Source organism: Streptomyces sp. NPDC050121 (assembly GCF_044460385.1).
GTDB classification, from domain to species: domain Bacteria; phylum Actinomycetota; class Actinomycetes; order Streptomycetales; family Streptomycetaceae; genus Streptomyces; species Streptomyces soliscabiei.
In genome coordinates this window covers 283,610-302,952 of sequence record NZ_JBITJV010000003.1, presented here as the reverse complement: position 1 = coordinate 302,952, position 19,343 = coordinate 283,610, and the positions used below count along the sequence as shown (strand labels likewise).

The 19,343-nt window shown below is 68.8% G+C and carries 9 protein-coding genes and 1 pseudogene; 5 read left to right on the top strand and 5 right to left on the bottom strand.

All coding sequences use genetic code 11. The features are described 5' to 3' along the window. The first annotated feature begins 56 nt into the window (after positions 1 to 56). Complete coding sequence (locus ACIBTS_RS06160; RefSeq protein WP_399316932.1) at positions 57 to 257, top strand: hypothetical protein; 201 nt, start codon at positions 57 to 59, stop codon at positions 255 to 257. A gap of 534 nt (positions 258 to 791) precedes the next feature. Here ACIBTS_RS06160 and ACIBTS_RS06155 read toward each other — a convergent pair. The 3 genes from ACIBTS_RS06155 to ACIBTS_RS06145 form a co-directional block, all read right to left on the bottom strand. Next, positions 792 to 2,396 carry a carboxylesterase/lipase family protein gene (locus ACIBTS_RS06155; RefSeq protein ID WP_399316930.1) on the bottom strand — a complete coding sequence of 535 codons (1,605 nt, stop codon included), beginning with the start codon at positions 2,394 to 2,396 and terminating at the stop codon, positions 792 to 794. 295 nt (positions 2,397 to 2,691) lie between these two features. Then, positions 2,692 to 4,086 carry a prolyl oligopeptidase family serine peptidase gene (locus tag ACIBTS_RS06150; RefSeq protein WP_399316928.1) on the bottom strand — a complete coding sequence of 465 codons (1,395 nt, stop codon included), beginning with the start codon at positions 4,084 to 4,086 and terminating at the stop codon, positions 2,692 to 2,694. A gap of 170 nt (positions 4,087 to 4,256) precedes the next feature. Next, entirely contained in the window at positions 4,257 to 5,699 is a 1,443-nt protein-coding gene (locus tag ACIBTS_RS06145) for a CitMHS family transporter (protein ID WP_399316926.1), read from the bottom strand. Between the two features lie 180 nt (positions 5,700 to 5,879). On the opposite strand from ACIBTS_RS06145, the gene ACIBTS_RS06140 reads away from it, so the two are divergent. From ACIBTS_RS06140 to ACIBTS_RS06125, 4 genes and pseudogenes are all read left to right on the top strand, one after another. Next, positions 5,880 to 6,806, top strand: a complete 927-nt coding sequence (locus tag ACIBTS_RS06140) for a LysR family transcriptional regulator (protein ID WP_399316925.1) — start codon at positions 5,880 to 5,882, stop codon at positions 6,804 to 6,806. Between the two features lie 230 nt (positions 6,807 to 7,036). Further along, positions 7,037 to 8,254 (top strand): CaiB/BaiF CoA transferase family protein, encoded by a 1,218-nt coding sequence (locus ACIBTS_RS06135; RefSeq protein ID WP_399316923.1) that lies wholly within the window; start codon positions 7,037 to 7,039, stop codon positions 8,252 to 8,254. Continuing rightward, positions 8,244 to 9,230 (top strand): HpcH/HpaI aldolase/citrate lyase family protein, encoded by a 987-nt coding sequence (locus ACIBTS_RS06130; protein WP_399316922.1) that lies wholly within the window; start codon positions 8,244 to 8,246, stop codon positions 9,228 to 9,230. The genes ACIBTS_RS06135 and ACIBTS_RS06130 overlap by 11 nt, the downstream gene beginning before the upstream one ends. Positions 9,231 to 9,310: 80 nt before the next feature. Continuing rightward, positions 9,311 to 10,370 (top strand): annotated as a pseudogene (locus tag ACIBTS_RS06125) (penicillin-binding transpeptidase domain-containing protein); the annotation flags it as partial. A gap of 97 nt (positions 10,371 to 10,467) precedes the next feature. Here the strand turns inward: ACIBTS_RS06125 and ACIBTS_RS06120 are convergent. Beyond that, positions 10,468 to 10,926, bottom strand: coding sequence for a hypothetical protein (locus ACIBTS_RS06120; RefSeq protein ID WP_399316920.1), 459 nt, complete (start codon positions 10,924 to 10,926; stop codon positions 10,468 to 10,470). Then, positions 10,927 to 18,885 (bottom strand): ricin-type beta-trefoil lectin domain protein, encoded by a 7,959-nt coding sequence (locus ACIBTS_RS06115; RefSeq protein WP_399316918.1) that lies wholly within the window; start codon positions 18,883 to 18,885, stop codon positions 10,927 to 10,929. It abuts the gene before it with no gap. Positions 18,886 to 19,343: the final 458 nt, after the last annotated feature.

The following is a 19,343-nucleotide window of genomic DNA, read 5'->3' as shown; positions in this document are numbered from 1 at the left end:
ACCGGGCCGATCATGGACTATCCGGCAGCGTCTGTGATGTCCCTGCCGACTGGTGGGTGCTCGCCGCAGGCGGCTACGCCACCGTCTACCCCACCAGCACCGGCAGACCCGCCACCAGCAACCTCGACTGGGGCGTCGGCGACACCCTCGCCAACCTCACCCTCACCCCCACCGACAGCAGCGGACAGATCAGCATCTACAACCACAGCTCCGGTAGCACCGACCTCGTCGTCGACTGCAGCGGCTACTACACCTGACCAACCCACCCCGCTGAACCCAAAGGGTCGGAAGTAGGTCCGCAGACGGCGCTTCCCGTTCCCTGCGTCCCATCAGCGTCCCAACTTGTGCGTCCAGACCCCGCGCAGGTCGCCAATCACGGCTCCCCTCGACCATGAACCCACGCATCCGGCCAGGTCAGCGCATCGTGAACCCTCGTAGCCCCAACCGCCGTCGAACTCACGAGCAGCGGATCCAATCCGTTGGGCCAAAGTTCTGAACCCGAACTCGCGATGACACGTTTTCGCAGGTCAGAAGCCTGCACAGTGGGGCGGGTGGGACTCGAACCCACGGCCGACGGAGTAAGAGTCCTTTGAGGATCTTGGCGGGCCTTGTCGATCCGCGCCAATTCAAGGCGTTCTTCCAGGTCAGGCGTGTATGTCTCTGTCGGCCTTGCATAGTCTTTGTCGGTTGGTTCCTGTCCTTGCGGTCCATCTGTGGTCCCTGACGCTCCCTGAGCAGGGTCGGGGACCGGCGCGGTGGCTGATGCTCCGTTTTTCCAGTCCCCGACCTACTCAGGAGTGCTGTGTGCCCGGCATCGTGTCCCAGAACGCGCACTGGTGTTCCGTCGAGTACCGGTCGTCGTCAATCAGGGCGCTCCTGCCCCCCGCCCGCAGCGACAGCGTCAGGCCCTTGCCCCTGTGATAGCCGGGCCAGACCGTCTGCCGGGCGACGGCCGGCCGGCCGGTCTTCGTGAACGCCCCCCAGTACCGCGTCATCTCGCGGGCGAGCCGACGCTCGTCGGCGTTGAACAGCGGAGCGATGGGTGTGCCGTTGTCGAAGCTGGGCCAGATGTAGGCGAGTTCCGCGGCGTGGCCGGCCCCCCAGACGTAGCCGGGGATCTGCGTCAGGCCAGGGCCGGTCCGGTGGTCGAACTCGTACGCATAGGTGGGGGCGTACCGCTCAAGGGTCCGGGCGAGCGAGCGGAGCCCACACCCGCCGATCCCCGCGATCATCCCCGAGTCGGTCATGATCCCGCCGATGAGGTACGCCGCGGTGTACCGGTCGGACGTATCGGGCCAGGGGTAACGGGCGAGGACCTCGTCGGCGCGGGCGCCGGCGATGCCCTGGACGAAGGCGAGGTAGGCCTCCTTGCCCGCGCCTATGTAGCCCGCGGCGAAGGTGCGGCCCTCGTCACGGTTGGCACCGACGACCACGGGCACACGGGTGAATCCCCCGCTGTCCAGCGCCTCGCCTGCTCCGGTCGGGAACGTCGCAGTCCCGTCCACGAAGCCGGCCGGGAAGGTCCGGCTCGCGTCGAGGAGCGTACCCACCGAAGCCGACCGCAGACAGCCGAGGACGGCCGCCTGAGCCGTGCCGTCGCAGCCCGCCTGCCGGGCGAACGCCGTCCCGGCGGCCTCCGCCCGGTCCTGCGGCCCGCTGACACAGGAGCCGCTCTGGATCATGGCGCGGGCGAACAGCCCACGCGATCCGGGCGACACCAGATGACCGCAGACGGACCAGCCGCCCGCGGACTCGCCGTCGATGGTGACCTCACCGGGGTTCCCGCCGAAGGCTGCGATGTTGCGCTGCACCCAGCGCAGCGCAGCCTGCTGGTCCATGAACCCGTAGTTGCCGGACTCGCCGCCCTCCTCGGTGAGGGCCGGCAGGCCGAGGAAGCCGAAGGCGCCGAGTCGGTAGTTGAGCGAGACGCCGACGACACCCGTCTCCTTGACGAGCTTCGACTCGTCGTTCTGCGAGCCGCTGCCGTTGGTCAGGCCACCGCCGTGGATGAAGACGTGCACCGGAAGACGGGCGCCGGCCCGCACGCCCGACGGCCGCCACACGTTGACGTCGAGGCAGTCCTCGGTCTCGCTGCGTGGTCCGTTGCCGCTGGACAGTACGGGGCAGGGATTGCCGAAGTCGGCCGCCTCCCGAACGCTGGTCCACCGCGCCGCGGGCCGCGGCGGCTTCCAGCGCAGGGAGCCGGTGGGCGCCGCCGCGTAGGGGATGCCGAGGAACCTCTCGACGCCGTTCGAGGTGGCGCCGCGCACGGCGCCCTTGTCGGTGGGCACCACGGTCGGCGCACTCGCGGACGCCGTCGGGGGCAGCAGCCCGACGACGGCGAGAGACATGACTAACGCGCCGCCCAGAACAGTACGGATTCTGCTGGCAATCATGGATGGGGACCTCTCTGGCCGGTGCCGGCCGCGGCGGTGCGGCCGACACCCTTGGTGGTAGGGGGAGGGAGCCGGGCCGGGGGCGGCCCGGCATCAGGCACCGTTCGTCACCCGGCCGAGGTTGCGAGCCGGGCGGTCAGCGGGTGACGTCGACGCCGCCGTGCAGGGGGAGCGTCCGTGACAAGGAGCCGACTCACACCTCCCTGTGCCCGGTGCCGAGCACCCAGGCGTGGGAGGACATGACTGGGTTGTGTCCGCCACGGTGGTGGACCGGGTGACCGCCGCGTGCGGCCGGCTACCGGGACTGTTCGAAGAGCCAGTCGATGACCACGTCGTTCTCGTATGTCTGGGCCCATGCGAAGTGTGGGCTCACCGGTGTCGTTCCGGGCGTATAGCTCGTGAACAGGACGTGACTGCGCGCGGCCCGGGCCTGCCGTAGGAGCTCGCGTGACCGGGCCTCGAATTGCGCCTTCGGCAGATCGTTGGCCCACTCTCCGCGGCTGACCGGTGCACCGGCGGTCTCCAGCGCGTTCATCAGTGTCCAGGTGCCGGGTTTACCGAACCGGCCCTCCCGGTAAGGGACGACGGGGTCGTCGACGGAGTGGTCGGCCCACATCGGAATGTGCGTGATCCTCTCCATGACGGCCGGGTCGCCCCAGCCGGCCGTGGGCAGGGCAGCCGCGAACACCTCGGGTCGCTTCGCCAGCAGGCTGTAGATGCCACGCCCGCCTGAGGACAGGCCGACGACGTAGAGCCGGTCTGTGTCCACGTTGCGGGAGTGCTCGCTCACGAAGGTGTCGATGAGTTCGATCAGCGCGGCCTGGACCTTGGCGTTGGTCCAGTCCGTGCCGTCGGGTCCGTCCATGGGACGGGGCAGGGGGATCTGCGGGGAGAGGACAAACGCGGGGTTGCGGCGCTGTCGTTCCGGTTTGGCGAACGTGACCGCGATCCGGTTGGCAGTGAGCTGGGTCATGTTGTTGTCGGCGACTTCGCCTCCGCCGTGCAGGGTGACCACGAGCGGGTAGCGCGTGCGCGTCCGAGGATTGCCTACGAATCCCTCGGGCTGGTACAGCCGGAAGTCCAACTCGAAACCCGCGGAGTCGGTGAAGGAACCGGCGGCGAAGTCGTCGACCACGGGAGTGATGGTGTCGTTGTTCCGGCTCGCGAACGGACCGGCCTTGAGCACCGGTTCGCCTCCTGGGGTGCGCACGTCCGCGACCTGTCTGACGGAGTAGGCGCAGTCGAGCGGAAGGGGATCGGTGCCGGCGGCCCGCGCATTGGAGTCGTTCGGGTCGAGCTCGACGATCAGGCGGTCCCCCGGCCGTCCGGGATCGGACCGGTCGTCCACTTCGGCGGCGGTGTTGGGGTAGACCCGGGTCACCGTGCGAGCCGCTGTCTGCCCGCCCACAGTGGCCTTCACCTGGAAGGCGGAGGGCGGGATCACCCCGCCGCGTAAGTCGATACGATGCGAGTACTGGATGGCGAGGGCTGTCACCAGCCAGTTGTTCCTCGGCGTCACCCGCGTGACGAGGTCCGTTCGCACGACCGGATTGGGTCCGGAGGCCGCCTGCCGTCCTTCGGATGTGGCTGTCGTGGTGTCGACGGCCGCGGCGGTCGCCGTGCTCACGGCCGGCACCGTGACCGCACCTGCCGTGACGGTGAGCACCGTGCGTCTGGTGATCCCTCTCATGGGTCCTCGTCTCAGTCGGTGGGGCACCCGGACCAGGTGCCTGTCGTGTGGATCCGGTCGCCCGGCTCCGGACTCCCGGAAGCGGGCGGCACGTTGTGGGCACGAGCGGCATGTGCGGTGGCCGCCGGGGTCCGCGGCGGCCAAGGCACCGCTCAGGCCCGGGGCGCAGGTCACAGGGAGAAGGCGCCGGTCACCAGGGCACCGACGGTCATGACGAGGGTGGTGGCGAAGGCCCAGCGGAAGATGAAGCGCTGATGTTCGCCGAGGGACACACCGCTCATGCCGACCAGGATGAACGTGGACGCGGTGAGCGGGCTGAGCGGGAACCCCGTGGTCATCTGGCCGAGGACGGCGGCCCGGGCTACCTCGGCCGGGTCCGTGCCGAACCCGTTCGCGGTCTCGGCGAGTACCGGCAGCACCCCGAAGTAGTAGGCGTCCGGGGTGAAGAGCAGGCTCAGCGGCATGCCGGTGACGGCCACCGCGACGGGCAGGTGCGACCCGAAGGAGTCGGGGACGACGGAGACGAGCGCCTCGGCCATCTCGTCGAGCATCTTGGTGCCGCTGAGGATCCCGGTGAGGACGCCGGCCGCGAAGATCATCGTGGTGACCAGGACCACGCTCTTGGCGTGCTTGTCGAGCAGCGCCTGTTGCTGTTCCCAGGTGGGGTGGTTGACCAGCACCGCGATCGCGAACCCGAGGACGAACAGCACCGGAAGCGGCAGCACTTCCTGAATCAGGCAGACCACGAGGGCGATGGTGAGCAGGAGATTGAAGATGTTCAGCCAGGTACGCGGCAGCGGCGGGACCCGGACGGTGCCGGGCCCGTCCCCGGGGGATCGGAGGGCCTGCCGCTCGTGCCCGTCGGCCGTCGTGGGAGTGGCCTGCCCGCTCGACTCGGCAGTCGTGGCAGTCGTGGCAGTCGTCGAAGCGGCGGGTTCACGGTCGTCCCACTCGTCCTCGTCCTTGCGCACGTCCGTGGCCGGACCCCGCGGGGACAGCGCGCCGAGACGGTTGCGCTCCCGGCGGCCGAGCAGGTAGGAGGCCACCAGCACCCAGGCGATGCCGAAGCCCATCGCGGGCAGCACGGGGTTGAAGACCTCGGAACTGTCCAGTTTCAGCGCCGCCATGGCGCGTACGGTCGGGCCACCCCAGGGGATCATGTTCATCACGCCCGCGCCCAGGCAGACGACTCCGGACAGCACCAGGGGGTTCATACCGAGCCTCTTGTAGACCGGCAGCAGCGCGGAAACGGCGATGAGGAAGGTGGAGGCGCCGTCGCCGTCCAGGGCCACGCACAGCGTGAGGACGGCCGTGGCGACGGTGATCCGCAACGGGTCGCCCCGCGCCACGCGCAACAGACCGCGGATCAGCGGATCGAAGAGCCCGGCGTCCACCATCAGGCTGAAGTACAGGACTGCGAAGGCGATCATGATGCCGGTGGGGGCCACCTTGGACAGCCCGCCGAGAATCAGCTCGCCCAGATCGCCCGCGAAGCCGCCGATGAGCGCCGCCAGCACCGGAAGCAGGATCAGAGCGACCAGCACCGAGGCGCGTTTGGTCATGGTGAGCAGCAGTATGGCGGCGATCGTGGCGAAGCCCAGGGCTGCCAGCATGGCGGCGCTCGCTTTCTCGGGGACGGCCCTCGGCGGCGGTGGGCGGAGGCTGGCGGGGACAGACCGAGGTGTTACGCGAGAGTTTCGAAGCACCAACGGATCGGTGTCCAGCATCAAACCGAGATCTGTTCATGCGATAAGCGCATCAATTCAAGCGGGCGCGCCCTATGCTCGTGGGCCATGGAGGCCACCACCTTGCGTCAACTGGCGGCGTACACGGCCGTCGCCCGGGCTGCGAGCTTCACCGCGGCCGCCGCGGAGATGCACGTGTCCCAGTCCTCGCTAAGCCGCGCGGTCGCGGACCTGGAGCGACTGCTCGGCGTCCGACTCCTCGAACGGGACACCCGTAATGTGCAGTTGACCGCGGCGGGCGACGAGGCCCTGCGTATAGCCGAGCAGATCGTCACCGCTCACCGGGCGGGCATGAAGGAGCTCAGGCGATTCCTGCTCGGCGAGTCGGGAACAGTCGCCGTGGCCACCCTTCCCTCGGTTGCCGCGGTGCTCCTGCCGCAGGTGATCTCCGACTTCCGCGAGCGGCGGCCGCAGGCGGCGGTACGCCTCCTCGACGGCCTGGAGCAGCTGGTACTGGACCGGGTCCTGTCCGGTGACGCCGACTTCGCGATCACCACCGTCGGGAACCCGCCCGAGCAGTTGGAGCACCGCCCCCTGGCCAGGGACCGCTTCGTCGCGGTGCTGCCGGAAGGCCACCCGCTCGCCGACCGCCACGAGATCGCCTGGGACGACCTGGCTCGTCAGCCGTTCCTGGCCGTCGGGCGCGGCTCGAGCGTGCGCCGGCTCACCGATGCGGCGTTCGCCCAGATCGACGCGCACGCGGTACCGGCGGCCGAAGCGGGCAGTATCGCGACCGTGGGCGGACTGGTGGCCGCCGGCCTCGGGGTGTCGGCGATGCCCGCCCTCGTGCTCCCGCTGATGGGTGCCGGGCCCGTCGTCTGCCGTCCCCTGGTGGACCCCGTGGTGTACCGGCGCCTGGACATCGTGCTGCGCGTTCGGCGAACGCTCCCCACCGTGACGGAGCGGTTCCTGGATACGCTCGAAAAGTTCCGCCTCCAGGGCCGCTCTCTTCCGCCCGGGGTTTCCTGGGCATGAGGCCGCCTGGGGTGTGCCGGGGCCCGAAGCTCCGCACCACCCGGGTCGTCCAACGCACCCACCCCTTCCCGATTCATGCGTTCTTCGCATTGATTGATGGCCTTCTGTTGCTCGACAGGCATTTCTCTGCTCCTGCAATCTGAAGACCCGAACCGCGACGACCGTGTTGCACCAACGCGGACGACGCGGTCGGAAACCAAGGCGAACTGCAGGGGCGAGGGAGCACATCGGTGTGGGACGACGAGCGGAACACCACCGGACGCGGGCAGTTGCAAGGGCTGAAAGTGGTCGAGTTCGCCCATGTGGTGGCCGGTCCGCTGGCGGGCTCGATGCTCGCCGACCAAGGGGCCGACGTCGTACACGTGGAACCCCCCGGCACCGGAGACGCGGCCCGCGCCATGGGGCCGCAACGTGACGGTGTCCCCCTGTGGTTCAAGGTCGCCGGCCGTAACAAACGCTCGGTCACCCTCGATCTGCACCACGAGGCCGGCCGGACCGTCGCCCGCCGACTCGTCGCCTGGGCTGACGTCGTCATCGTCACCCTGCGCGCCGGACGCCTGCGCAGCTGGGGACTCGACTGGGACTCCGTGCACCGGATCAACCCCCGGGCCGTACTACTGCAGATCTCCGGCTTCGGCGCCACCTCATCACAGGCGGACGCCCCAGGCTTCGGCAAGATGGGTGAAGCTCGCAGCGGAGTCGTCCACCTGACCGGCTTTCCCGACGGCCCGCCCGTCCACACCGGCTTCTCGCACGGCGACGCCGTGACCGGCCTGATGGGCGCCTACGCCGTCCTCGCCGCCCTGCACCGCCGTGACCACGACCCCGGGTTCGACGGCGAGTGGATCGACCTCGCTCTCTTCGAGTCCCTGTACCGTCTCGTCGAGTGGCAGGTCATCGTCCACGACCAGTTGGGACAAGTGCCCGAACGCTCCGGCAACCAGCTGGCGGTCGCCCCCGCGGCCGTGATCAACACCTACCGCTCCCTCGACGGCGAGTGGATCACGGTGACCTCCGCGACGCTGCGCTCGGTCCGCAACATCGCCTGCCTGCTGGGACTCCCCGAGAAGGAGTTCGCCACGGCGCGGCAACAGCACGACCGGCGGGGACAACTGGACGAGGGCCTGCGGAACTGGGTGGCGGAACGTGGCACCGGCGAGTGCCTCGAAGAGTTCGCCCGCGCCGAAGTCGTGGCCTCACGGGTGTTCGACGCCGCGGACATCGCCGCCGACCCTGTGTATGCCGAACGCGAAGACATCGTCACCGTCGACGACCCCGACCTCGGCCCGGTGCGCATGCAGGCGGTGATCCCGCACTTCCGGCAGCGGCCCGGCCGGGTCTGGCGGACGGGTCCCGCCCTCGGGCAGGACAACCACCTCGTCTACGGGCAGTGGCTCGGACTCAGCGAGAACGAGCTGGCCGACCTGGAGAAGAGCGATGTCATCTGAAGCGTCTTCGAAGAGGCTTGCCGAGGTGGACGCGGCAGCGGTCGACCGGCCCCCGCTGCGCTCCCTGCTCTTCGTCCCCGGCACTAGAACCGACTGGCTGCCCAAGGCCCAAACGGCGGGCGCCGACGCGGCCATCCTCGACCTGGAGGACGCGGTGCCCGCCCCGGGCAAGCTCGCTGCCCGTGCGCAGGTGGCCGACGCCATCGCGCGGGCCGCCGCCGCGCCGGCGGATCAGGCGGGACGGATGGCGCTGTTCGTCCGTGTCAACCCGCTGGACGGTTGGGCGGGGGCCGAGGAACTGCGCGCGGTCGTACGGCCCGGGCTCGCCGGTATCGTGCTCCCCAAAGTCTGCTCCGCCCAGGACGTGAAGCTTGCCGACCGGCTGCTGGGCTGGTGCGAACAGGAACAGGGCCTGTCCCCGGGACAGGTCGCCCTGGTGCCCCTGCTGGAGACGGCCCGTGGCTTGCGCGAGGCCTACGACATCGCCCGAGCCGTCCCGCGTATCGCCTACTTGGGCGCTCTCACCGCACCCGGCGGCGACGTGGAACGCGCCGTCGGATACCGCTGGAGCCCAGAGGGAACCGAAACGGTGGCACTGCGCTCCCGCGTTCTGCTGGACGCCAGGGCAGCCGAGGTGCCGTGCCCGGTCAGCGGATTGTGGACGCGCATCACCGACCTGCCGGGGCTCCGCGCCTTCGCCGAACAGAACCGCTCCCTCGGCTACGAGGGGATGATGGCGATCCACCCTTCCCATGTCCCCGTGATCAACCAGGTGTTCTCTCCCAGCCCCGACGAACTGGACCGCTGCGCAGAGCTGATAGCGGCGGTCGAGGCGGCGCAGGAGGACGGAAGGGGCACTGTGACCTTCCAAGGCGAGATGGTCGACGAGGCCATGGCCTCTACGGCACGCCTTGTTCTCCGACGACACAGGGCGCAGATTCGGATGACTGATGAACTCCCGCCGTCCGGCCTGTGATCACGTAAACGCCGCCCGCTACCAGCGAGGAGATGATCTGGTGGTCGATGGGCAGGCGGACGGACCGGCGGCATGGCGACGGGCCGTCGGCCGACGCTGAACCTGTGGCAGACAGCGGCGCGTACCCCCAGGGCCCGTTGTACGCGCCGGTGACCGGCTACGCCTCCCAGACATACGGCACCACGCTCCTGGAGAGCGCCGAGGACGACCTGCTCTCCGGCACCGACCCGCTGCTCGCGCCGTTCCCGCTGTGGAACGACCTGAGCCGGGACCGGCAGCCCGGCGGAGACGTCATCACCACGATCCCGGGCCAGGATGCAGCAGGCCGCCTTCCGCGGCCTGGCCGGCAAACGGGGCGGGGTGGTGGCGGTCGAGCCGTCGAGCGGCCGGATCCTGGCCCTGGTCTCCTCGCCCTCGTACGACCCGGGCGTGCTGTCCGGCACGGGCCACGCGGTCACCGCCGCGTGGCGGCGGCTCAATACCTCGCTGAGCCAGCCGATGCTGGCCCGGGCGATCCGGCAGACCTATCCGCCCGGCTCCACCTTCAAGATCGTGACCGCGGCGTCCCTGGACGCGGGCGTGGTCACGGACGTCGACGGGCCGACCATCCCGTCCTGGGTGGCGAAGTCGAACTTCGACACCGACATGAGCGACGACCAGCTGGCCCTGTCGTCCATCGGCCAGTTCGACACGGCTGCCACCCCGCTCCAGATGGCCCTGGTCGCCTCGGCCGTCGCCAACAACGGCGAGATCGCCCAGCCGCACCTGGTCGAGCGCACCACGACCTCCGGCGGCACGACGGTCGAGACCACGGGCCGCCGCAGCTACCCCCAGGCCATGTCGCCGTCCACCGCGATGCGGCTGCGCGAGCTGATGGTCCGCGCGGTCGAGGACGGCACCGGCACCAACGGGGCCATCCCCGGCGCCGTGGTCGGCGGCAAGACCGGCACGGCCCAGCACGGCCTGGGCAACGCGGGCACCCCGTACGCCTGGTTCATCGCCTGGGCGCCGGCGGCGGACTCGGCGCAGCCGGCGGTGGCGGTCGCGGTGGTGATGGAGGACGCGGAGACGAACCGTACGGACATCAGCGGGGGCGGGAGCGCGGCGCCGATCGCGAGGGCGGTGATGGAGGAGGGGCTGAGGCTGGAGGCGGAGGCGCGGATAGTCGGCACGAGACCGGTTGGACGCGGAAAGCAGAAGGTCCGCCGGATTAGCTCCGACGGACCTTCTGCCTACCTCACCTGAGGGCGATGACGTGCAGCACGTAGGGCTGCCATCGGGAACCGCACGTCGGACATGCCGCGACGAATCTGTGGTGTCGTAGCCGAGTCGCCACGTCCGTAAGAAGTGGCGTTCCCGTGTCGGCCACGATGCCGACGAATCTCGCCTCGCAGTTCCGACAGCGGAGCGGGACATCGGTGCCCACCAGAGCGCCGGCGAAGAAACCGTCGCTCGGCAGGTCAGCGATGATCCGCTCGTCAAGCTCTTCCAGCTGCGTACCGTCGGCCCAATGCAGAAACAGCCTCACCTGTCTTCCACCCGGAACGGGCATGATGATGCGTCTCATGCTGTCGGGCCGAGCGAGGAGCTGTTCCCGGTCCGCGTCCTGACCGGGCAGAAGGTCTCCCACGTCCAGGACGCTCGCCCCCGGGTAGTAACGCACCGGGAGCAGACCGAGAACAATCTCCACGTACATCTACAGCCTCGTCACCCTCACCATGTGCGAGATCAGCACTTCTGCCTCTCCCGCACCTTCCAGTGTCTGGAAGAAGACCGAGCTACGGGGAACCCGTGCGACGTAGACGGTCCCGCCGAAGCTTCGTGCCACCTTGGGATCGGTGGTGAACGACATCATCGACCGGGGACCGATCTCGGCCATCTCCGTACCGAAGGATGCATGCGCCTGGGCGTAGCTGTCCATGTCGCCCCAAGCAGCGAGGTGGTCCGCGTGAGCCTGCTGGGATGCCTTCATGGCGTCATCGAGCGAACCGCCACCCGCATAGACGGAACGGGCCGCATCGCTCATGAGGTAGCCCGACTCGTCGGCGATCATGTTCTCCAAGGTGAAGTCCGTACCCCGGTACACCTCGATCATGTCGTCGTCGCCGCCACGGCCGCCGCCGCCACCGCTCTCACACGCGGAGGTGTTGTGGGTGAGGACAGAGGTCCCGCCGTCCACCACGTAGTACGTGTGAAGGTCGCCGACGGTCAGGTTGTGGACCGTGGTGTCCTGGGCGGTCCACCGCTGGATCGAACGGATCTGGACACGGGTGCCGGCGCTGGTCCGGAGCCACTGGCCTTGCTGCAGGTCGGTGGCCTTGACCCACTTACCCAGCTCGGGGACCCAGAAGGGGTGGCCGTCGGTCGCGGTGACCTGGGCCGTCTTCGAGCCAGCCTTGCCGTCGGTGTCGATCGTGACCTTGACCAGGTGCTTGACGCCGTGGCCCTTGATCAACGCCGAGACCGTCTCGACGCGGGTCTCCCCGGTCTTGGGGTCGGTGGCGACGACCTTGTCACCGGTCTTGATCTTCTCGATGGCCTTGGTGGAGGCATCGGCCATCAGCACCTTGGTGCCGGGCAAGAAACTGTTGCAGCCGGTCTTGCCGGAGCCGGCACCGCCGCTCGAACCGCCGTGGCTGCGCGAGGAGCCGCTGGCCTTGGGCTCGGTCTTCCCACCGCGGCCGCCGCCACCGCCATGGGCGGAGGACTTGGGTGCCGCCTTGGCCTGGGCCGCCTTGTGGACCGGGTTACCGGTCTTCTTGGCGCGTTCGGCGGCGCGGTCCGCCGCTCTCTTGGCCGCCTCGGCGGCCTTCTTCCTCGCTCTTTGGATGGCCTCGTGTTTGGCCTTTTCAATGGCCAGCTTCTTGGCCCGTAGCGCCGCTGTCTCGGCCGCCTTGGCCGCCTTGAGGACGATTTCCGCCGCCCGCTTGGCCACCTTGAAGGCCTTGATGGCCTCGATCGTGCGGTCGACCGCCTTCATGACGGCCGGGATCTTGCCGAGCTTGCCCCATGGAATGGCGTCCATGATGACGCTGGCGCAGGACCACATGTCACCGCCGAAGCAGGCGATGGCGTCGTTGATGCCGATGAAGTCCTTCAGCGTCTCCCAGGCCACGGCGAGGATCACCGAGGTCAGGGACTTGCCCTGCATCGACTGCGCCTGCGCGACCTCCGCGGCCGACAGGCCCGCGCCCGCGAGGGCCGCGGCCGTCTCGGAGGCGGTGAGGGCGATGGACAGACCCGAGGGGTCGGAGAACGTCTCCGGGTTGTTGTTCGCGTATGAGTACCCGTTGGACTGCATCGGGTCGTTCAGGTCGAGCACCGGGTCCGCGGACAGGAAGCGGCCCACGACCGGGTCGTAGAGCCGGGCGCCCAGCGGCTGGTAGCCGGAGGCGTCGTCCCGGGTCTTGCCGAGGAATCCCTTGTGGCTCTGCAGGTTGCCGGCGAGGGTGCCGCGCTCGTTGCCGAACGGGTCCTGCTTGCGGATGCGCACCGACATGCCGCCGTAGAGGGCGACCTCCGCGTACGCGCTGCCCTGGTGGTCCGTGGTCTGGGCGACCAGGGTCTCGGAGCCCGTGCCGTAGGAGTAGCGCATGACCGCTCCGCCGGGCGCGGCGTAGGTGCGCTGGGTGTTGACGAGGACACCGCCCTGCTGGACGGTCACCTCGGCCTCGCCCAGGTACAGGGTGGCCTGCTTGCCCTTGATGGTCAGCAGCCGGTTGCCGTCGGGGCCGTAGATGTGACGGGTGTCGTTCTGCGGCAGCCACAGCTGCGCGGCGTTGGCCGCGTCACAGGTCGCGAGCACGATCGGGGTGCCGTTCGCGGTGGCCCCGTTCTGCGCCGCGAGGCACAGGTTGGAGTTCCTGTGGGTCAGCTGACCGGCGGCGTTACGGAGCAGCTCCTGCGCGGACGACCCGTCGCACTTCTGGATCTGCACCGCGGAACCGACGGCCGTCCCGGTGGGCTGGAGGCACCAGTCACCGGAGACGGACAGCGTGCCGCGGTTGGGGTCGGGCTGCGGGACCGTCGCCGTGGCCGGGGTGGGCGTGAACTTGAAGTTCTGCGGCGACGACGCGTTGCAGCCGTACAGCTGGATCGGCTGCGAGGCAGCGGCGAGCCCGGACTTGAGGTCGAGGCACTTCTGCGCCGGACCCACGTACGGGGTCTTGCCGCCGGTTCCCGCGCCGGTGATCCGGTCGACCTGGCCGTCATAGGTCCAGGTCAGGTCCTGCTTGTCACCGGTCTCGACGGACGTGACCGTCTTGGTCTCGCCGGTGAGTTCGTACAGCCGGGTGGCCTCGGCCGTGACGTCGGCGCCCGCGGGGCTCTTGTACTTCTTGGTGACCTTGGTCAGCGTGCGCGGCTGGGTGCCATCCGCCTTGCCGTACTTGTAGTCGGCGACAGCGTCCTTGGTGGTGTCGCCGGCGAGGTTCCTCTGGGTCAGCTTGGTGCGGTTGCCCAGGAGGTCGTACTCGTACTCCTGCCAGTAGCCGGACTGGTCCGTGCCGGAGGCCACGTTGAGCGTGCCGTCGGCGTTCTTCGGGGCGGCCGAGCACTTGGCCTGGTTCTTGTCGGTCCACGCCGTCTTCAGCTGGCCCAGCGGGTCGTAGCTGAAGCACTGGTTCTCCGCGATCCCGGTCGAATTCTCCTGGATCGAGGTGACGTTGCCGGCCGCGTCGTACGTGTACGCCCGGTTGGAGACGAGGTTGCCGCCGACGACGGACTTGTCGGTGGCGGGGTCGGTGGCCCCCTTCTCCCGGTAGACCTGCTGGTCCTTCAGCTCACCGCTGGACTCGTCGTAGTCGTTCTGCGTCCACACCCGGTAGGGCTGGGCGCCCAGGGTGGAGCGCAGCACCTGGCCGAACGGGTCGTACATCGTCTCGGAGCCGTACCAGTCCTTGCCGGAGATGGAGAGCGGCTTGCCGTCCTTGTTGTAGCGGACTTCGAGCTTCTCCGAGGCGAAGTTGCCAACCGCGGGAAGGGTGGTGTCCTCAAGGGCACCGGTGTCCGAGTACGTGTAGTTGTAGGTGTAGTTCTTCTTCAGGCCCCATGTGCTGACGAGGGAGTCGGGCAGGGTGAGTGTGGTCGAGGTCGGCTGGTAGTCCTTGGTGTAGCCGTCGACCGACTGCGTGTACGCATCGCGGTCCGTGTAGCGGACGGCGGTGGCGGGCATGCCCTTGCCGCCCGGGGCGGTGTCGTACGTGAACTCCGAGAGCAAGGTGCCGGCGGCGTCGTTCAGACGCTGCTGCTTCGGCCGCGACAGCTCGTCGTAGGCGCTCCAGACCTTGATGCCGCGAGCGTTCGTGGTCGTCAGGACCCGGCCGCGGTCGTCGTACTCCGTGGTGGTCGTGCCGGTGTCCGGGTCGGTTGCCGTCTCCACCAGGCCCTTGTGGTTGTACGTCCACGTCCACGGGTGCGTCTCGTCCGCTGACTGGGTCGCCTTCTTGACCTGGCTGCGCGAGTCGTACTCGTAGGCCGTCGAGGTGTAGCGCTCGTGGACGCCCGCGGGGTTGACCTGGTCGGGCGCCGCCGGGTTGAAGGTGTCCGTGCGGACGGTGCGGCCGAGGGCGTCGGTGTAGACCCGGTAGGAGGAAGCCCCCTGCGGGTTGATGACCTTCGACCAGTCCTCGCCGTACTCGTACTTCGTGGCCCGGTCCTCGTACGCCTTGGAGTAGGACTTGCCGTCGGCGGGGTCGACCCACTTCATCCACGGCGTCTCCTGCGTGACGCGGCCGAGGCCGTCGTAGGAGTAGCGCGTGATGTTGGGGATCTGGAGGTCGGAGACCGGGGTGAAGAGCAGGCCCGGCGTGGACTCCTGGGTGAGGTAGGCGTTGTTGGTCTGGTAGACCTCGCCGGTTCCGTCGTAGAGGGTGTCGGTGATCAGCCAGCCGGCGTCGTTGTCGGCCTCCTCCTGCGTCTGCCGCTCACGGCCGAGGCCGTCGTAGAGCGTGACCGACTGCTCGACCCGGTCCTCGTAGCCACGGGCGTAGGTGGTGACGTACGGAGGCTTGCGGATCTTGATGTTGGAGTCGGTCGGGTCGGTCTCCTCCGCGGGGACCGTGTAGACCGCGCGGAAGTCCGGCACCGAGTTCGGCGACGGGGTGCGGCCCGGGATCCAGGCCTCGGCGAGGCGGCCCAGCGGGTCGTACACGGCCTCGCTGACGAGGTTGTTGGCGTCGGTCGTCTTCAGCGTGGTCGAGCGGCCCGGCTCCAGCTCCTGGATCTGGGTGTGACCGAGCACATTGGTCGTGGTGACCTTGAAGATCTGGCCCGTGGCCGGGCCTATGGACTCGTAGCTGATCGTCGACGACTTCGGGAACGCCTGCTTCATCTGGTCCGGGTCGGTCTGCTTGACCACCCGGCCGACCGCGTCGAAGCCGATGGTGCCGCTGGTCTCGAAGCCGGTGCCCTTGTCGTTGAGCGACCAGGACTCGGTGGCCAGGCCTCGGGTGCCGGAGCCGAGCGCGGTGCCGTAGGCCGTGCCGTCGTACGCGGTGCGGCTGCCGCCGCTGAGCGTCGAGAGGTCGCTGAAGTTCGCCGCCGCGCAGGTCGTCGGCGAGACCAGCACCTCCTTGGACAGACCGATGAGGTTCTTGTCGGTCCGGTTCAGGTAGGTGGACTGGGTGCAGGACTCGTCACCGGTCTTGCCCGTGTCGCCGAGCGACTCCACCTGGGTCGGATAACCGTAGGTCGGGTCGTACGTGGTCGTCGTCTTGACCTGGCGCATGGTGCGCGTGTCGTTCGTGTTGGTGCCCGACGACTTGCTGTACGCGATCTCCGTCGGCTCCGTGACCCGCCACGCCCGCAGCGGGCTCAGGCCGTCGTCGCGGTTGCGCCTGGCGAGCTCGGTGGCATCCGGGACGGTGATGGAGCGGGAGAGCCAGTCGGTGTCGGCCTTGGAGGAGTCGGTGTACGTGAGCTCCTCGGCGATCCGGCCGGCGAACGGCTCCTCGTCCTTGGCGATCTCGGTACCGGTGATGTCCTTGACGGACACGGTGCTGCCGAGGCCGCGGAAGAAGCGGGTGACGGCCTTGGACTGCTTCAGCTCCGGGTGCTCGGTGCTGGGCGCCTGGCCGGTGAGGACGGTGGTCTGCTCGAAGCCCGCGAACTGCGAGTACGTACGCGTGGACTTCTTGGTGAACTCGGCCTCGGCCAGCTTCCAGGCCGGGTTCGCGTACACATACTGCGTCTGCATCGGCTGGGCGCCGTCGACGTTCGGCGACTCCTCGATGGAGTCGACGACGTACTTGTGGAACCAGTCGATGTCCTCGACCTCGGGGTCGGGGTTCCAGTACACCGGGTAGCAGAGCCGGTTGTTGGCCTTCAGCGCCGCTGTGTCCGTCTTGGCGGGCAGGTTGCCGGTGAGGCAGTCGCCCTCGATGGGCTTGTAGGTGACGAAGGTCTCGCCACCGTACTCGTTGACGACGTGGGCGATGCGCAGCCGGGAGAAGCCGGGTCGCTGGGGGTTGACCGCCTTGACGCGGTTCGGCATGTCCTCGACGTTGGGCTCGAACCGGATCGGGTTCATGGTGACGCTCGCGTCGGTGGAGCCTTTACGGGCGTAGCCGGTGCGCTGGACCGACTCCAGCCAGAGGGCCGTGTTCGGGCCGGTCTTCAGCTGCGCGAAGCTCTGCTTGAGCTGGTACACGTCGACGACCTGGCGGGCGGAGGTGTCCGTGAGCCGCTGGGCCGAGGTCGTAATCTTGTCGAGGCGCTTACGGGTCCAGAAGGACGGGCCCGCGTTCCAGCACTTCTTGTTCGCGACGCAGTTCAGGTCGGCCGGCGTGTCGAACCAGGGTCGGTACTGGCCGGGGTCCTTGGACGCGAAGTTGGCGTCGGTGCAGGTGACCGAGCCGACGGTGTAGCAGCGCTCGGCGACGGTGAAGCCGACCCGGGCCGGGGCGGTCGCCGTGAAGATGTTGTTGTTGCGCTGGCCGTAGTAGATGTGGTCGAGCCAGCCGTCCCGGTCGTAGGCGATCGGGTCCTTGAAGTTGAAGTTCGGGGCGTAGTAGTTCTGGTCCTTCTTCCACCACAGCGACATGGCGTTGCCGTGGACGTCCTCGACGTAGTCGAGGCCCCAGCGCCAGCCCTGGTCGCAGTAGGAGTTGGTCCAGTCGGTGGTCGTCGGACCCTTGTAGCAGTCCTCGCCACTGTGGTTGCCGTAGACGCGGACGGTGAGCACCGAGTCGGTGGTCGGGTCGTCCGGGTCGGTGCCGTGGTCGGACCAGCCGGGCAGCTTGTTCTTGCCGAAGTAGTACTTCGTGCCGTCCTTGGTGGTGACCCGCCAGTACTCGCCGTCCTTGGCACCGTTGCCGGTGGCCTCGCCGCGGACCTGCTCGACCTTGGAGCCGTCGCCGTTCGCGGTGAACCACTGGCCGACGGGCTTGCCATCGGTACCGAGCGGGCCCTTGGTGTCGTCCCAGACCAGCTCGGTGGTCATGCCGCCGAGCGAGAGGGTGGCGTTGTTCGAGCCCCAGCACAGGTCCGCGGTGCGGTGCGTGGAGTTGTTGGAGCCGGCCTTCTTGGAGTCCTGACGGCAGTTGGCGTACGTACGGGTGATGGAACCCGCGTTGTAGTCCCAGCCGTCGCCGATCCAGGAAGCCTGGTTGTTCGACGAGGAGGTCCGGCCGTCCACGGTCTGCGACGAGTACCCGAGGGACACCTTCGGCATCAGGCCGCCGGCGGTCTCCGGGACCTGGATGTCGTAGTTGTAGGTGAAGGCGCCCGAGGAGGAGCCCGCCGACCAGGAGCCGGAGGACAGCAGCGGCGAGGCCGTGAAGTCACCGGAGACGGAGCTGCCGGTGTCGAGCATGCCGAGGGCGGCGCCGCCGTTCGCGGCCACCGCGGGCTGGACGCCGTCCTGGTAGGACGCCTTGGTCGCCGTCTTGTTCGTCGACGAGGCGAAGCCCGCGTCGAGGAGGGCGGAGACCGGGACGGTACCGGTGACGATCTTGTGAACCGTCGCGTTCTTCGGCGCGGGGGCCTTGGTGGGCGCGTCCTTGGCGGGCACCGTCTTGACCGAGCTGCGCAGCCGCTGGAAGTGCTGCTTGCCGTTCTTGACGTCCTTGTCGCCGTCGGCGAGGGACATCGGCGCGATGCCGCCCATCGGCGCGATGCCGCCCATCGGCGCGGTGCCGCCGCCGTCCGCGCAGTCGCCGGTGGTCGGCGAGGAGTAGACGCAGTCGGGCAGCAGCATCAGACCGAAGCGGTCGGCGGCCTGCGGCCCGTAGAGGTCGGCGAAGCCGGTGGTGTCGACGCTGATCGCCACCTCGGCGTTCGGGTCGACCGTGGCCGGCGGGGTGACCTTCATGACGATGCCGGAGGCGCCTGCGTCCACCGAGGTGGTCTGCGGAGCGACACCCACGGTCCAGTCACCGGCGAGCGCGTTCGGGTCGCCGCCCGCGGGCACGCCGATGGCGACCGGGGTGGTACCGACCGGCTTTGTGGTGCCGGGGGTGTCGGTCGCCTGAATGGTGACCGGGAGTCCGGCCTGAGCGGTGGAGTTCCACGGCGCGACGCCCGTGGGGGCGTACGGGTCGATCGGGGTCTGCGGCGCCAGGTCAAGAGTCGTGGAGGCGCCGGCATCGCCGTCGGTCTCCGTGCTCTTCGGCAGGGCCGGCAGGTCGACCTTCGCGACCTCTTCCGTGCGGTTCATGCCGGGACCAGGGATGGCGAGCGCCTCCCCGCCCAGACTGGTCACGGTCAGTGTCGAGGACAGCAGAAGGATTGTCGCCGTGCGGCTTCGCCACCGGCGCCTTCGTTGTGACTCTGTCAAGGCTGGGCGTCCCCGCCCCAGCCATGACAGCGAACCTGAAGCACGCATACGCGTCGACTCCCACCCTGGCGGATCATTCAACGGACGAGGTGCGGAAACACCAAAGGGCACACGTCTGGCTCAGGCGCGTGCGTGCGCACTCTCTGCCATATCCGGCGCAGAGATCAAGATCGATCCGAGGGCCGGAACGAACACGCGGGTGATCCGCGTCACGCGACGAAACGGATCAGAGCACTCCGCTCACGGCCTTTCAGATCCTTCGGGAGAAGGGGGCGTTAACGTTTATTGCAGCCCAGAAAAGTGCTGAAACCGACTCAGTTGATGCGACACTGACCGGG

Excerpts from the sequence above, each read along its gene's own strand:
- ACIBTS_RS06155 (WP_399316930.1), bottom strand. The coding sequence starts at position 2,396 with ATGATTGCCAGCAGAATCCGTACTGTTCTGGGCGGCGCGTTAGTCATG.
- ACIBTS_RS06130 (WP_399316922.1), top strand. The coding sequence starts at position 8,244 with ATGTCATCTGAAGCGTCTTCGAAGAGGCTTGCCGAGGTGGACGCGGCA.
- ACIBTS_RS06115 (WP_399316918.1), bottom strand. The coding sequence starts at position 18,885 with ATGAACCGCACGGAAGAGGTCGCGAAGGTCGACCTGCCGGCCCTGCCG.
- ACIBTS_RS06150 (WP_399316928.1), bottom strand. The coding sequence starts at position 4,086 with ATGAGAGGGATCACCAGACGCACGGTGCTCACCGTCACGGCAGGTGCG.
- ACIBTS_RS06145 (WP_399316926.1), bottom strand. The coding sequence starts at position 5,699 with ATGCTGGCAGCCCTGGGCTTCGCCACGATCGCCGCCATACTGCTGCTC.
- ACIBTS_RS06120 (WP_399316920.1), bottom strand. The coding sequence starts at position 10,926 with ATGTACGTGGAGATTGTTCTCGGTCTGCTCCCGGTGCGTTACTACCCG.
- ACIBTS_RS06140 (WP_399316925.1), top strand. The coding sequence starts at position 5,880 with ATGGAGGCCACCACCTTGCGTCAACTGGCGGCGTACACGGCCGTCGCC.